The sequence below is a fragment of the Shimia sp. genome (assembly GCF_022448905.1).
Classification (GTDB): domain Bacteria; phylum Pseudomonadota; class Alphaproteobacteria; order Rhodobacterales; family Rhodobacteraceae; genus Shimia.
Genome location: NZ_JAKVCW010000011.1, coordinates 105570 through 120841, shown reverse-complemented (window position 1 = coordinate 120841; position 15272 = coordinate 105570). Strand labels below are relative to the sequence as shown.

At 58.0% G+C, this 15272-nt stretch carries 11 protein-coding genes; 9 read left to right on the top strand and 2 right to left on the bottom strand.

Annotation, left to right across the window (positions count from 1 at the left end; genetic code table 11):
* The first annotated feature begins 1 nt into the window (after position 1).
* Complete coding sequence (locus MK208_RS14495; protein WP_294117787.1) at positions 2 to 1450, top strand: TrkH family potassium uptake protein; 1449 nt, start codon at positions 2 to 4, stop codon at positions 1448 to 1450.
* Positions 1450 to 3102 (top strand): thiamine pyrophosphate-binding protein, encoded by a 1653-nt coding sequence (locus tag MK208_RS14490; protein WP_294117786.1) that lies wholly within the window; start codon positions 1450 to 1452, stop codon positions 3100 to 3102. The genes MK208_RS14495 and MK208_RS14490 overlap by 1 nt, the downstream gene beginning before the upstream one ends.
* A 73-nt stretch (positions 3103 to 3175) precedes the next feature.
* Here the strand turns inward: MK208_RS14490 and MK208_RS14485 are convergent, their stop codons facing one another.
* Positions 3176 to 4957 (bottom strand): trypsin-like peptidase domain-containing protein, encoded by a 1782-nt coding sequence (locus tag MK208_RS14485; RefSeq protein WP_294117784.1) that lies wholly within the window; start codon positions 4955 to 4957, stop codon positions 3176 to 3178.
* Between the two features lie 165 nt (positions 4958 to 5122).
* Between MK208_RS14485 and MK208_RS14480 the strand changes: the two genes are divergently transcribed.
* Entirely contained in the window at positions 5123 to 6052 is a 930-nt protein-coding gene (locus MK208_RS14480) for a glycine--tRNA ligase subunit alpha (RefSeq protein WP_294117783.1), read from the top strand.
* A gap of 5 nt (positions 6053 to 6057) precedes the next feature.
* Here the strand turns inward: MK208_RS14480 and MK208_RS14475 are convergent, their stop codons facing one another.
* Positions 6058 to 6696 carry a MarC family protein gene (locus MK208_RS14475; RefSeq protein WP_294117781.1) on the bottom strand — a complete coding sequence of 213 codons (639 nt, stop codon included), beginning with the start codon at positions 6694 to 6696 and terminating at the stop codon, positions 6058 to 6060.
* Between the two features lie 107 nt (positions 6697 to 6803).
* Here MK208_RS14475 and MK208_RS14470 point away from each other — a divergent pair, with 107 nt between their 5' ends.
* From MK208_RS14470 to MK208_RS14445, 6 genes are all read left to right on the top strand, one after another.
* Complete coding sequence (locus MK208_RS14470) at positions 6804 to 7331, top strand: DUF6446 family protein (protein WP_294117779.1); 528 nt, start codon at positions 6804 to 6806, stop codon at positions 7329 to 7331.
* A gap of 5 nt (positions 7332 to 7336) precedes the next feature.
* Complete coding sequence (gltS, locus tag MK208_RS14465) at positions 7337 to 8548, top strand: sodium/glutamate symporter (RefSeq protein WP_294117777.1); 1212 nt, start codon at positions 7337 to 7339, stop codon at positions 8546 to 8548.
* Between the two features lie 9 nt (positions 8549 to 8557).
* Positions 8558 to 10783, top strand: coding sequence for a glycine--tRNA ligase subunit beta (gene glyS, locus MK208_RS14460; protein ID WP_294117775.1), 2226 nt, complete (start codon positions 8558 to 8560; stop codon positions 10781 to 10783).
* Positions 10784 to 10918: 135 nt separating this feature from the next.
* Positions 10919 to 13411 (top strand): putative PEP-binding protein, encoded by a 2493-nt coding sequence (locus MK208_RS14455; RefSeq protein WP_294117876.1) that lies wholly within the window; start codon positions 10919 to 10921, stop codon positions 13409 to 13411.
* Between the two features lie 147 nt (positions 13412 to 13558).
* Positions 13559 to 14203 carry a cell wall hydrolase gene (locus MK208_RS14450; RefSeq protein WP_294117774.1) on the top strand — a complete coding sequence of 215 codons (645 nt, stop codon included), beginning with the start codon at positions 13559 to 13561 and terminating at the stop codon, positions 14201 to 14203.
* A 129-nt stretch (positions 14204 to 14332) separates the two neighbouring features.
* On the top strand, positions 14333 to 15271 hold the full coding sequence (locus MK208_RS14445; RefSeq protein ID WP_294117773.1) for a dihydroneopterin aldolase: 939 nt from the start codon (positions 14333 to 14335) through the stop codon (positions 15269 to 15271).
* Position 15272 lies beyond the last annotated feature (1 nt).

Genomic DNA, 15272 nt, shown 5'->3' with positions numbered 1-15272 from the left:
CATGCTGGACTTACGACCCGTTGGATATGTGATCGGCCTTTTGGTGGCGATATTGGGCGTGGCCATGCTGCTGCCCATGGTTGTTGATTTTTGGGATGGCAACGCCCATTGGGAAACATTTTTTGTCAGCGCATTGGTAACGGCTTTGACTGGCGGCATGGTGGCACTGTCCTGTCACAATGGACGCGGTAACGGACTTTCCTTGCAACAAACCTTCTTGCTCACCACGGGGGTATGGGTTGCGCTGCCAATGTTTGGCGCTTTGCCCTTCATGTTGGGCGCGACCGAGGCACGTGTGGTTGATGCGTTTTTTGAAGCGATGAGCGGATTAACGACCACCGGCTCCACAGTGTTTTCTGGACTGGATGCGTTGCCGCGTGGGATGTTGTTGTGGCGTGGATTGCTGCAATGGCTGGGCGGCATTGGTATTATTGTTGTGGCGATGGTGTTTCTGCCGGAATTGCGCGTGGGCGGCATGCAAATTTTCCGTAGCGAAGGCTTTGACACCTTTGGAAAAATCTTGCCGCGGGCCACAGAGATCAGCAGCCGGATTTCGGTGATTTACATCACGCTGACAGTGGCTTGCGCGTTCGCTTACGTCATCACCGGCATGGAGCCGTTTGATGCGGTGGTTCATGCGATGACCACAATCGCCACAGGCGGGTTCGCCAATTACGATTCCTCTTTTGGTGGGTTTTCTATCGGAACCGAGTATGTCGCCGTTGTGTTTATGCTGCTCGCGGCTTTGCCGTTTGTGCGCTTTGTGCAGCTTACGGCAGGTAGTGCGCAGCCCTTGCTGCAGGACTCGCAGATCCGGGCATTCTTTCTGACCGTGGCGGTGATCGTGATCATGCTCACCAGTTGGCAGGTGCTGAGCAATGGATTGGGCAGCGAGGCGGGCTTTCGCAAAGTGCTGTTCAACACAACTTCGATTGTAACCGGCACCGGTTATGCCAGCGCGGACTATATGCAGTGGGGCGGGTTTCCCGTCTCCGTGCTGTTCTTTGCTGGACTGATCGGCGGCTGTGCGGGGTCGACGGCCTGTTCTATCAAAGTCTTTCGCTATCAACTGCTGTTTGCCACGATAAAAACCCAAATCCGCAAAATCCAGCACCCCAGCGGCGTGTTCTCGCCAAGCTTTCAAGGGCGCAAGATTGACGACGATGTGCTGAGTTCTGTGATGAGCTTTTTTGTGTTCTTCACAGTGACATTAGGCGGTTTGGCTGTTCTGTTGGGCATGACCGGGCTCGATTTCACCACGGCTTTGTCCGGATCAGCGGCGGCTTTGGCCAATATTGGCCCCGGATTGGGCGACATCATTGGCCCGGCCGGGAACTTTGCGACACTGAATGATGCGGCCAAATGGCTATTGGCAGCGGGCATGTTGATTGGCCGGCTGGAGCTTTTGGCGGTCTATGTACTCTTTACGGTTCAATTCTGGAGGGCCTGATGGCGGCAATGGATCAGGAGATGCGTCCTTTGGGGGCGCAGATTTCGCACATGCTGAAAGCACGTGGTGTGGATGTTATTTTTGGCATTCCCGGTGTGCACAATGTGGAGATGTATCGTGGCATTGAAGAAGCTGGGATCACGCATGTTCTCGCGCGTCATGAACAAGGCGCTGGCTTTATGGCTGATGGTTATGCGCGGGCCAGCGGCAAGCCCGGCGTGGCCTATGTCATCACGGGACCGGGGGTGTGCAACATCCTGACGCCATTGGGGCAGGCCTATTCCGACAGTGTTTCGGTGCTGACATTGTCGAGTTGTCTCGATGAGCATGTCGGTCATCGTGGCCAGTTGCACCAGATGCGCGATCAGCGCGGGGCGGCGGCGACTGTGTGTGATTGGTCCGAGGAGGCGCGCACACCTCGGGCGGCCTATGATTTGATTGACCGTGCGTTGGTGGAATTTGAGACACAACGCCCACGCCCCAAGCACATCCAGGTGCCGATTGCCCTTTTGGGTGCGATGGCTCCTGAAGCACCAGTAGCACGACCGGGCGCTATGGAGAGCCATGCAGGCTTTGCGGCAGGGGATATGCGCGGTGTGGCGCAGGATTTACTCAATGCGAAGAAGCCGTTGTTCATTTTGGGCGGCGGATTAGCATCCTCCGGCGAGGCGGCGGCTTTGCATATGCGCCTGCTGCTCAAAGAAACCGGCGCTGCGGCCTTTATGACCTATGCGGGGGCTGGCCTTTTGGCGCCGGATGAGGCGATGAGCTTTGGCACCTATCTTGGTCGCGCAGAGAGCAAACGGATCATTGGCGACAGCGATCTGGTGATCGCGATTGGTACCGAGTTGAGTGAATGCGATTTGTGGCGTGATGAGCTTGGCCAAACCGGGCGGCTTGTGCGCGTGGACATCGACCCCGAAGTGTTGGCGGACCGGCATCGGGCAGACACCATGGTGCAAGCGGATGCCTTTTCGTTTGTGATGAAGCTGCGGGCGGATGTCTCCTTTTTGCTGTCGATGAATGATGCGTTGCCGGACGACGCGGTGCCGCCAAAATGGAAGGCGGCAGAGATTGCTGCCGCAAAGAAACGCTTCCGCGCCGAAACTGACGCAGAACGCCCTGGCATTGCCGAGATCTGTGACGTGTTGTCAGAGGTTATGCCGGAGGACGCGATGATCTATTCGGATATGACGCAGTTTGCCTATGTCGCAAAAGAGGTCTGGGACATGGACCGGCCCGGGTTTTGGCACCATCCCAGCGGCTTCGGCACCTTGGGGTATGCGTTGCCAGCCTCGATTGGCGGCGCGATGGCGCGCCGTGGCAAGCCGACGGTCTGCATCGCGGGGGACTACGGGTTCCAATATACCGTGCAGGAACTCGGCGCGGCTGTGGAGATGAAGCTGCCGATCCCAATTTTGCTGTGGGACAACCACAAGCTCAAGGAGATCGAAGACAGCATGGTGGCCAGTCAGATTGCGCCCAATGCAGTGGTGGCGGTGAACCCGGATTTCTGCAAGTTGGCGGAAAGCTATGATTGTTTGGCAACAGAGCCGAAGACGACTGCGGAGTTACAGGCGGCGTTGACGCAGGCTTTTGATGCAGATCGGCCGACGATGATCCGGATGACGGCGGCGCTGTCGACCTCCTGAAAAACGTGATCTTCAAATGAAAAGGGCGGCTCCCAAAAGAGCCGCCCTTTGTTTTTGTGGTGGTGGGAGTTGCTTACCAGCAGCTCACCAGAACCGTCATGTCGCTGGCCTGTTTGGTTAGGTCTTCAGGCGCCATGGCCGCGCCGTTGGAGGACAGGTCGGCCTGGATGCCTTCCTGCGCCAGCAAGGTGCGGATGGCGTCGCTGTTTATGGCGAAGTTCACTTCTTCCGGCAGCTGTTGTGCGGACTGCGCGTCGCGTGGCAGTAGCATACCAAACACGGAACCGCCTGTGTCAAACACAGGGCCACCCCAGTCGCCAGGCTGCACGTTCAGCGCCAGACGGGTGAGCTCTTGCTCGCCGCCCAGGCCCTTTACGTCCGCCAATTGGCCAAAGGTCAGCGTTGGTGCGCCGAGGGCCCCTTCGTAGGAATAGCCCGCAACGGCGACTTCGGATTGAATGCGCGGGGCACCTTCCCGCAGGGTGGCGATGTCAATTGGTGCCAGCGCCGAGGTAGGGCTCAGGATAGCAATGCCAAGCGCTTCGTCGATCACGGATACCTGCGCGTCGTAGTCTTCTTCAATGGTGACTTTGGTGCAGTTCTGAACCGCCTCAGCAGTGGTCACCACGTGGCCTTTGCGGTCGATGAAGAAGCCGGAACGGGACTGTTTCGGCTTGCGCACCTGCAGGCCGGAGATTAGGTCGATGTCCTGTGCTGTGTCGTCCCCGGCGGCTGGGTCCAGCACGCCGCCGATACGGGTGAAGCTGGCCTGCATTTCGCCGAGAATACGGGTGCGGCGCTCTTCATCACCGGCTGGCCACACCAGAGTGAAGCCTTTGATTTGGCCCTCTTTCAGGGTGACTTCGGTGTGGCTGACGATGTTGGCGTTTTGACCTGTCAGAACAAAGCTGGACTTCTTGCGCTCACGTGGGCCGTCCAGTGGGACAATTTCCAGCGTTTGCATGATGTCATAGAGACCAAACAGGGTGTTCTGGTCGCCTTCCTGGCTGATCAGCAGGACCTGCGCCGGGATGTCACCTGAGGCCTGATACCGTACAAATGGATATTCGGAAGCGGCTTTTGCAACAGCGCCCATAGGCACAATCATCTCGATGCCGGCGTCCAGATCGCTGACCAGTTGCAGGTTCATACCTTCCAGTACGGCGAAGTATTGGCGGCGCAGGGTGTCGCGCTGCAGGGTGGTCATCACGCCGGTGACGTCAAAGCCGTTGTCGGCCTGCCAGTTGGACATGGACGCGCGGGTGCCACGACCAAAGGAGCCGTCGATGGCAGAGTTGTAGTACCCCGCCCATTGAAGCCATTCCTGCAAGGTCTTCTTCTCGTCGCGGGTCAGAGCGGCCTCACTAGCTCGGGCTTCGCGGACGGTTTCGTCCGGCTGCTGCGGCACCGGAGCCACTTCGGGTTCCACCGGCGTTTCCACGATCACAACCTGCGTGTCCTGCTGTGCGGTTTGGGTTGGCTGCTGACCGGCAAGGGCGGCTTGTGGGTTTGCCAGTTGGTTGGCACCCACCGGCCAGAACTGGCTGCGGTATTCGCGAGCGGAGGCCAGATAGGCGTCCACGGGAATCACACCTTCCGAGCGGTAAACGCGCAACACGTTTTCCGCGTCCTCGCGGCGGTATGGGCCAACCGCAATGGCGTACCAGCCACCGCCCAGCGTAAAGCCGTTCACATCGTCCATACGCTGGGCGTAGGCGCGGATATTTTCACTGGCTTGCGTCAAGCTGGGTTGGGCTTCGAGCTGTACCCAAACGATGTCATCTGAGGATTGGGCAATGGCGGAGGTGACACTGAAAAGCAGTGCCACAAATAGCGACAGAATAGTGCGCAGCATATTGGTGGTAGTCCCTGAAACGCGTGACAATTGTTAATTAAAGGCTCTTTTATCAGGTTCGGCGCGGCTTGCACTCATAATTTGGTGAGCTTGTGTTGTGGCGCGATGTTGACCCCGTGCAAGCTTGCGCATAAGCAAGACCCGCGTTTGGAAAGGGCTTTCACCATGGCACATAGCGACAGCAAACCGCGTAGCTTCCAAGAGATCATTTTGCGGCTTCAGAATTACTGGGCCGAAAAAGGCTGTGCCGTGTTGCAGCCCTATGACATGGAAGTGGGCGCAGGCACCTTTCACCCGGCGACCACATTGCGCTCCTTGGGGAGCAAAGCCTGGGCTGCGGCCTATGTACAGCCATCGCGCCGTCCGACTGATGGGCGTTATGGTGAGAACCCGAACCGCTTGCAGCACTATTACCAGTATCAGGTGCTGATCAAACCAAGCCCTCCCAACCTGCAGGAACTGTACCTCGGCTCTTTGGAAGCGATTGGCATCGATATGGAGATGCACGACATCCGCTTTGTAGAAGATGACTGGGAAAGCCCAACGCTGGGTGCGTGGGGCCTAGGCTGGGAAGTGTGGTGTGACGGCATGGAAGTCAGCCAGTTCACCTATTTCCAGCAAGTCGGCGGCCACGACTGTCACCCAGTGTCCGGCGAGCTGACCTACGGTCTGGAGCGATTGGCGATGTATGTGCTGGGCGTCGATCACGTGATGGACATGCCCTACAATGATCCGCAGACCGAAATTGCGCTGACCTACGGCGATGTGTTCAAGCAGACCGAGCAGGAATACAGTCGCTGGAATTTTGACGTGGCCAACACCGACGTGCTGCTGAAACAGTTCGAAGAGGCAGAAGCGGAGTGCGAAAAAATTCTCGCGCAGGAGCATGTCGACCCGAAGACCGGCAAGCGTATAATCATGGCGCATCCGGCGTATGACCAATGCATCAAGGCGTCCCACTTGTTCAACTTGCTGGACGCGCGCGGTGTGATCTCCGTGACCGAGCGTCAGGCCTACATTGGCCGCGTGCGCGCGCTGGCGAAACAGTGCGCAGATGCCTTTGTGCAGACAGAGGCCGGTGGCTACGCGGCGTGAGCCGTTTAAGCCAGACCGGGCAACAAGACTTTTGCGCCGTCGGCCACCATGCCGACGGCGATTGCTATCAGGACCATGCCCATCAGGCGGGTCATGATGGTGCGGGCGGTGTTGCTGAGATAACGGCCGATGTTGCCAGCGAAGTAGAACACCGCGGCGATCATCAACAAGACCAGCACAACGCAGCCGGCGTAGATGCCCCAGTCGGAAGGCTGTTGCACCTGTTGGGCATAAAGGATCAGGGTCGTGATTGTGCCCGGCCCCACCAGCATCGGGAAGGTCATGGGGTAGAACGCAATGTTGTCCGCGTCCGAGTCGTGCATGACCTCGCGCTCCCGTTCGGTGCCATGGTGGGCGGTGCTGCGCCGACCATTGAGCATCGTAAAGCCGATTTGCACCAACACCATGCCGCCTGCGACGCGGAAGGCATCGACCGAAACGCCAAAGAACTCGAGGATCGCGGTGCCGGAAATTGCGATGATCACGCAGGACACAGCGGTATAGGTGAGGATCTTGGTGGCGGCGCGGCGTTGTTCAGCTTGATGCAGGTCTTCGGTCAGGCCCAGGAACACCGGCAGGTTGATAAAAGGGTTCATAACGGCGAACAAAGCGCCAAACATGGCGATGGCGAAGCTTTCGGACATTTCCACCCCTTTGAAGGCCTGAAGAAATCACTTAAATCAGCGCCAACTGTGCCGTGGTCTCGTACAACGCGCAATAGAAACAATACCCGTTGGGGGAAGGTAGAGGCATGACTGGAAAATTGCTTGGAGGGCTGATTGTGCTGACAGCGTTGGTTGGCGGCGTCGCCATGTATTGGTTGCAGATCTACGGCTACTACGACGCGGTGCCTGCGTCGGACATGCAAGACGATGTGCAGTTGACCCTTTTGGTGAATGGTCAGGCTGAGCCGATCCTTTACGAGAATTTTGAAGCGATCGACAGTGAGAGCTCACCAATCCGGTTTCGCGCGTGTTTCACCACCACGATGAGCGCCGCGATGCTGACGGAAACCTACGAACTGCTGGAGAAAGCCGAGCCGCGCAATGCGCCCGGTTGGTTTGACTGCTTTGATGCCAAGGAAATTGGTCAATCGTTGGAGAACGGCGAGGCACTGGCGTTTCTGGGACAGAAAGACGTGCTGTATGGCATTGATCGCATTGTGGCGATCCTGCCGGACGGGCGTGGGTTTGCCTGGAATGAAATCAACGCCTGCGGCGAGATTGCTTTTGACGGCAAGCGTTTGCCCGCGCATTGTCCTCCTCGACCAACGGAGTGAGCTTTATGGATCAGGTGTTTGTAGTCCCGGAAATGATCACGGCCACCTTGGGGTTTGCGGTGTTCCTGTTGGGCGCGCGCCTGACTCGCAAAGTTGCGTTTTTGCGGGAGTTCAACATTCCTGAGCCGGTCACAGGTGGCCTGATCGCGGCGGCGATGTTTGCTCTGTTCACGGTCATCTCCGGCGTTGGTTTGAGCTTTGAAACGGGGGGGCGAGACTACTTTTTGGTGCTGTTTTTTGCAGGCATCGGGTTGAACGCACGGCTGTCGGACCTGCTATCGGGCGGTAAGATCCTGGCGCTGCTGTTGGTGCTGACGCTGGGCACCATCATTGTGCAGAGCGTTGTTGGCATTGCCGGCGCCACCATGTTTGGCCTGCCGGCTCAGTCCGGAGTGTTGCTTGGGTCCGCTTCTTTGATTGGCGGTCATGGGACCGCCATCGCCTGGGCGCCCAATGTGGCCGCCGCCACCGGCTTGAACAGTGCGGCGGAACTGGGCGTGGCGATGGCGACACTCGGACTGATTGCGGCCTCGCTTGTGGGCGGGCCGATTGCCAAGTTCTTGGTGGGACGAAACAAGCTGACCTCCACCCACGAAGGGGATGGTGACGTGGTTGGCGTCTCCTTTGAGGAAGAAAATGACGCCACCGAGATCAGTCATGTGAGCCTTATGCGGGTGATGCTGTCGCTCCATTTGGCAATCATCCTAGGTTATGCGTTGCATGAAGTTCTGGAAGAAATTGGGCTGATGTTGCCCTTGTTTGTGCCCTGCCTGATTGTCGGGATCATACTGGGCAATCTGCGTTTGTTGCTTGCGCCCAAGGCACCGCCGGTGGCGCGCACGCCAACCTTGGCAGTGATTTCGGAGTTTGCACTGGGCGTGTTCCTAGCGATTTCTCTGATGACGCTGGATTTCTCCACTCTGAGTGGAGCCGGGCTGGCGATTATGGCAACTGTCGGTGCGCAGACGCTCATTACTGTTGTTCTGGTCATCTTGGTGCTTTTTCCGATCTTGGGGCGTAACTATGATGCGGCCGTGTTGGCGTCCGGTTTTGCTGGATTTTCGCTGGGTGCGACGCCCACGGCCATCGCCAATATGACCGCCGTGACCAAACGATACGGCCCTGCGCCCATCGCTTTTGTCGTTTTGCCCTTGGTTTCAGCCTTTTTTGTCGATATCGCGAACGCGATTGTCATCCAATCCATCGTGAACTTCTAAGGACCCGTCATGCCAGATCTGCTGATCGAACTTTTCTCCGAAGAAATTCCCGCGCGTATGCAGGCGCGGGCTGCTGATGATCTCAAGAAAAAGGTCACGGATGGTTTGGTTGAGGCCGGTTTGACCTATGCCCATGCACGTGCCTTTTCCACCCCGCGCCGTTTGACTCTGGCGATTGAAGATCTGTTGGAGGAAAGCCCCACGGTCAAGGAAGAGCGCAAAGGCCCAAAAGTGGGTGCGCCGGATAAAGCGATTGAGGGCTTCCTGCGGGGGGCCGGTGTGTCCCGCGAAGATCTGGAAGAGCGCGAGACGCCCAAAGGTGCGGTGTATTTTGCCTCCATCACCAAACCTGGCCGCGCGGCGGCGGATATCGTGGCCGAGGTTCTGGAAGACACCATTCGCAATTTCCCATGGCCCAAGTCCATGCGCTGGGGCGCCGGGTCTTTGCGGTGGGTGCGTCCTCTGCATTCGATCCTGTGCATTCTGAGCGCGGAAGATGGGCACACTGTTGTGCCGCTCGATATTGACGGGATCAAATCGGGCGACACCACCGAGGGCCATCGCTTTAAGGGCAGTGGCCGGTTCACCGTGCACGGGTTTGAAGACTATGAGGTCAAGCTGAAGCGCGACCGTGTGATCCTGAACGCTGAGGAGCGCGCCGAAACCATCTGGAACGACGCCACCAATATGGCGTTTGCCCAAGGACTGGAGCTGGTTGAAGATAAAGGTCTGCTGGCTGAGGTCGCAGGTCTTGTGGAGTGGCCGGTTGTGCTAATGGGCGACATTGCAGAGGATTTTCTCGGTCTGCCACCAGAGGTGCTGCAGACCTCGATGAAAGAGCACCAGAAGTTTTTCTCGGTGAAGAACCCAAAAACCGGTCGCATCGAGAAGTTTGTTACCGTTGCCAACCGCGAGACCAAAGACAACGGCGAGACCATTTTGGCTGGGAACCAGAAGGTGCTGTTTGCGCGGTTGTCTGACGCAAAGTTCTTCTGGGAAAACGACATTCGCGTGGCCTCTGCGGGGGCGGACGCGTGGCTTGAGAGCCTGAACAACGTGACCTTCCACAACAAGCTGGGCAGCCAGGGTGACCGGATTGCCCGCATTGCCGCGTTGGCGAGTGAGGTCGCGCAAGTGACCGGGGCGTCCTTTGGTGAGGCCGACAAGGCCGCGCGCTGGGCCAAGGCTGATCTGAGTTCTGAAATGGTCTATGAGTTCCCAGAACTGCAGGGCCTGATGGGGCGGTATTACGGCGAAGCGGCCGGTCATTCGGCCGCGGTGGCCGCGGCTGCGGAAGAACACTACTCGCCGCTTGGCCCGTCTGATGATGTGCCGACCGCGCCGGTGTCGGTGGCAGTTGCGATGGCGGATAAGCTCGATACGCTGACAGGCTTCTGGGCGATTGACGAGAAGCCAACCGGTTCCAAAGACCCGTTTGCGCTGCGTCGAGCGGCGCTTGGCGTGATCCGTTTGGTTCTGGAAAACAACCTGCGCCTGTCGCTGGATGCGCATTTTGATCGTCAACTTCTGCGTCACAAAGCGCATGAGACACAGGACGACAAGCTGGCGGCGGTTCTGGCCAAGGATCTGGAGCAGGAGATTGCGGAGCACGGTGTGCTGGGTGCAGTTGTGCACACGGTCAAAGCCGCCATTGATGGCGAGTTGCCAAAGCACATCGAGGCATTGCGCGAGACTTTGCCGGACACCTCAACAGACTTGCTGTCCTTCTTCCATGACCGTTTGAAAGTCTACTTGCGCGACCAAGGCGTACGCCATGATGTGATCGACGCCTGTATTGCGATGCAGGGCAATGATGATCTTGCATTGCTGGTGGCGCGTGCACGGGCGCTGCAGGACTTTGTCGGCACCGAAGATGGTGAAAACCTGCTGCAAGGTTTCAAACGTGCCAACAACATTCTGAGCCAAGCCGAAGAGAAAGACGGCGTGGAATACTCCTTTGGCGCGGATGTGAAATTTGCTGAAGACGACAGCGAAAAAGCGCTCTTTGCGGCGCTGGATGCAGCGGAAGGGGCGATTGCGTCTGCCATTAAGGCGGAAGATTTCGCCTCTGCGATGGGAACCATGGCGACGTTGCGCGCGCCAATTGATGCGTTCTTTGAAGCCGTTCAGGTGAACAGCGACAACGAAGTGGTGCGCCGCAATCGTTTGAACCTGTTGTCCCGTATCCGTGTGATTTGTTTGCAAGCGGCGGACTTGACCCGCGTCGAAGGCTGACCCTCAAAATCGTCGCGGCGGAACAGCAAAGGCTTGTTTCGCCGCGACGCAGGGCTATGCTGCGATGCACAACAAATAGGTGCCGCAGTGCAGCAGAACGACCCGAACATCACCCTGATCACCCCCGACGCGCCGATGGGTCCTGCCACACATGGTGGGCGGGCCAAATGTTTGCAGCGTTTGGTACGGCTGGACCTGCCGGTGCCAGCAACGGTGGCGCTGTCGTTTGATGCGGTTCATGGCCTGGCTGCGGGAGAGTTGCCGGATATGGCGCGGATGTTGGCGCCGTTTGGGGATGACCAACTGTTGTGTGTGCGGCCAAGCTCCGAAGATCCGGATTGGGGCGGACCCGGTGCCATTCTGAATATCGGGATGAATGATGCGCTGTTGGGCACACTCAGTGAGAGCATTGGGTCAGAGGCTGCCACCAAACTTTATCTGAAGTTCATTCAGTCCTACTCCACCCATGTCGCGCGGCTTGATCCGGACATCTTTGATGATCTGGACAGTGATGATGCGGATGCGGTGTCCGATTATTTGGCGGCGTATGAGGATGAGGCCGAGGAGCCGTTTCCGCAAGCGCTTGAAACTCAGCTGATTGGCGTGTTGCGCTCCATGGCGCGGGCTTGGGAAGGCACGACTGCAAGGTTGCTGCGCCAAGCCAAAGGAGCACCTGCGGATGCCGGACTTGGGCTGGTCATTCAGGCGATGGCTCTTGGGGTTGGCAAAGGCGAAAGCGGAAGTGGCGTGTTGCAACTGGTGAACAGTGACACGGGGTTGCCGCAAATTACGGGCCGCTATTTGAGCCAATCGCAAGGGCGGGATGCGCTGCAATCCGGAGCGGCTGCGCTGTTTTTGCAGCAGGACGAACGCGGGCCTTCGTTGGAGGAAAAAGCACCGCAGGCGTTTGATCAATTGATCGAGTTTTCCATTCTGATGCGCAAACGCCTGCGCGAGGAAATGCAAATCGAGTTCACGTTGGAAAACGGACAGCTCCGCATTCTGGATGGCGTCCGCGTGCAGCGGAGTGCGCGTGCGGCGGTTCGCATTGCGGTGTCCTTGGCGGAGGACAAAATCATCCCGCGTGAAGAAGCGGTGATGCGGGTGGAGCCGCGCGCGCTGAACGAGCTTTTGCACCGTCAGGTAGACCCGGAAGCAGAACGGGATGTGTTAGGCACAGGAATCGCGGCCAGCCCTGGTGCGGCCACCGGCAAAATTGTGTTTACGGCAGCTGAGGCGCAGGCTGCGGCCGCGCGGGGCGAGGCGTGCGTTTTGGTGCGGCGGGAAACCAATCCAGAGGATATTCGCGGCATGCACGCTGCCAGCGCGGCCCTCACAGAGCGCGGCGGAATGACCAGCCACGCGGCGGTGATTGGACGTGGTCTTGGTTTGCCTTGTGTTGTTGGCGCGACGTCTATGCGGTTCCAGATTCGCAAGAAGCGCATTGTGGCGGCGGATGGCCGGATTTTTACCGAAGGCGATGTAATTACGGTAGATGGCACCAATGGGCAGATTTTGGCGGGGGAGCCCAAAATGCTCGAAGCGGCGCTGGATGATTCATTTCAGACCTTGATGGAATGGGCCGACGTAAGCCGAGACATAGGTGTACGTGCCAATGCGGACACGCCTGCGGATGCGAAGACGGCACTGACCTTCCAGGCAGAAGGCATTGGGCTTTGTCGGACGGAACACATGTTCTTTGAGGCGGATCAGCTGATTGCGATGCGCGAGGTGATTTTTGCCAATGGGCCGGAAGATCGCAGCGTGGCTTTGCAGGCGCTTTTGCCGATGCAACGCGAGATGTTTGTCGAGCTCTTTGAGTTGATGGATGGGCGACCGCTGTGCATTCGCCTGTTTGACCCTCCGTTGCACGAATTCCTACCAACCGATCGCGCCGGACTGCGTGACCTTGCCGAGGCGTTGAACTTGCCGTTGTCGGATGTGACGCGACGGGTTGAGGCTTTGGGCGAGTACAACCCGATGCTGGGCATGCGCGGGGTGCGCTTAGGCATTACGGTGCCGGAAATCCTGGACATGCAGGCGCGGGCAATTTTTGAAGCGACCTTGGATGCCTGTGGTGATGATGACCCCGTGGTGCCGGAGATCATGATCCCGCTGGTATCAGCCAAGCGGGAGGTTGAGCTGGTCAAAACCCGTATCGATGCGATTGCCGCAGCGGTAAAAACCGAACGTGGCCGGGAATTTGACTATCGGCTTGGTGTCATGGTGGAAACGCCGCGGGCTGCGCTGCGCGCAGAGGAAATTGCGCCGCATTGTGAATTCTTCAGTTTTGGCACCAACGACCTCACCCAGATGACCTATGGTTTGTCGCGCGACGATGCGGGCCGATTTATGAGCCCTTATGTGCAGCAAGGCGTTTTCCCCGAGGACCCGTTCCACACGCTGGATCAGGAAGGCGTGGGCGAGTTGCTGCGGCTTGGCGCGGAGCGGGGGCGGCGGGCACAGCCCGGTTTAACCCTGTCTGTCTGTGGCGAACATGGCGGTAGCCCCGAATCGATTGCCTTCTGTCGGGAGATTGGTTTGGACTATGTGTCCTGCTCGCCGTTTCGGGTGCCCGTGGCCCGCTTGGCGGCGGCCCAATTGGCCATTGCGGATAAGCTACAATAAACTAAGGAAAATTTTGCTCCAAATTTGCTGAGTTTCTGACGCACCTTTGGTGCGGCATTGTGCATTAGTGGACCATTTAGGCTTTTTCCTTTAAGAGACGCCTCGTTAATAGCTGCCAGGGGCGCCGTGCCCCGCCATGAGGTTCCGATGCGCCAACTGATTGTTAGTGTCATTGCATTTGCTTTGACTGCCGGCCTGGCTTCCGCCGAAGCGACTCCGTCCAACGTCAAAAACAAAGAGAAACCTCGCCAGCTGGTGCTGTTTGACGGCAAGTCCCTGCGCGACATTTTTGGTGCCAAGAAGAAACAGACGCCTACCGAGATCAGCTACAGCCGGGCGTTCATCGATAGCCAGCCAAAGGTTGCGGACGAGCATCGCACTGCCGAGTGGCAATGCCTGTCTGAAGCGCTCTACTTCGAGGCTCGCGGCGAGAGCGTCAAAGGGCAGTTTGCGGTGGCGGAAGTGATCATGAATCGCTCTAGCCATGCGTCCTTTCCGGACAGCGTGTGTGGCGTGATCAATCAAGGGACCGCCAGTGGCCGCAAATACCAGTGTCAGTTCACCTACAACTGTGACGGCATCAGCAACAAGATCCGCGAACATGGTGCCTATGAGCGTGTAGGTAAAGTTGCCCATCTGTTGCTTGATGGTGCGCCAAAGCAGCTGACCGATGGTGCCACACATTATCACACCAAAGCTGTGAACCCGCGGTGGGCGCGTACCTTCCCGCGGACAACAACCATTGGCGTGCATCACTTCTACCGTATGCCGACGCGGCTCTCTCAAAACTAACGCTTTAAGCGAGATTGGGCGTTTCAGCGGCGTATTGCGCCGCTTTCCGCTATGGTTTGAACAGGGCGCGCCTGTTAAAGGCAGCACATCCCTTTTTGTAAGGGACAGGCAACGGCGTGGACCATACCAATGAGCAACGAAATTCGACTGGCATTTGCCCACCCTTCCGAACGTGCGGAGGCGACGTCCGGGTCTGACCCTTTGGACCGTATCTCGTTGCGCGATCATATCGTTGAAGTTGAGATTGGTGCCTTCCAGGCGGAACGCGGCGCAACCCAACGGGTGTGTTTCAATGTCGTGGTCGAGGTTTTGCCGACTAGCGCGGCGGTTGCGGATGATGATGTGGATCGCATCCTGTCTTACGACAAGGTGACCGAAGCCATCGCCTTTGAATTGGCGGCGGAACGTTTGAACCTTCTGGAAACTCTTGCGGCGCGTGTGGCTGATCGGGTGCTTTTGGAACCGCAGGCCCAAAGGGTGTTTGTGCGCATCGAAAAGTTGGACCGCGGACCGGGTGCTTTGGGCGTTGAAATTGTGCGGTCGCGCAAGGCGCATCTGGCACCGGTGGAAACTCTGGTTGAGGAGGAACCGCCAAAGCCTCAAGTGGTCTTTTTGACCAATGAGGCGCGGACCTCTGAAAACTTGTCCGGTTGGATCGATCAGCTGGAGGCCGCTGAAAAACCGTTGATTTTGTGCGTTGGCGCGCCAGATGAGCAGGCGCCACGGACGGGGCAGGAGTTGACACAGCGGCGTGTTGACCTGCTGGCGATTGAGCAAAACGCTTGGATGCTGGCAGCGCGGGACAAACGCTGTGTGGTGGTGGACACGCGTACAGAGTTGGATTGGGCAATGAAGAACGGCCAGATCTGCGTTTGGGCGCCGTCCAAGATTGTGCTGGATGCGGTGGATGGGCCAGATGCGCCGCCAAGCGATGCTCTGGGGCTCGCAGCCTGGTTTGCGACGGAGATGTCGGCGGAAGACTTTTGGGTTGTTGGGGACGTGGCAGGCGATAGCGTTGCGCTTGAAACGGCGACGCGGCAGATCCGTGCCGAGCAGAAAACACTCTGAA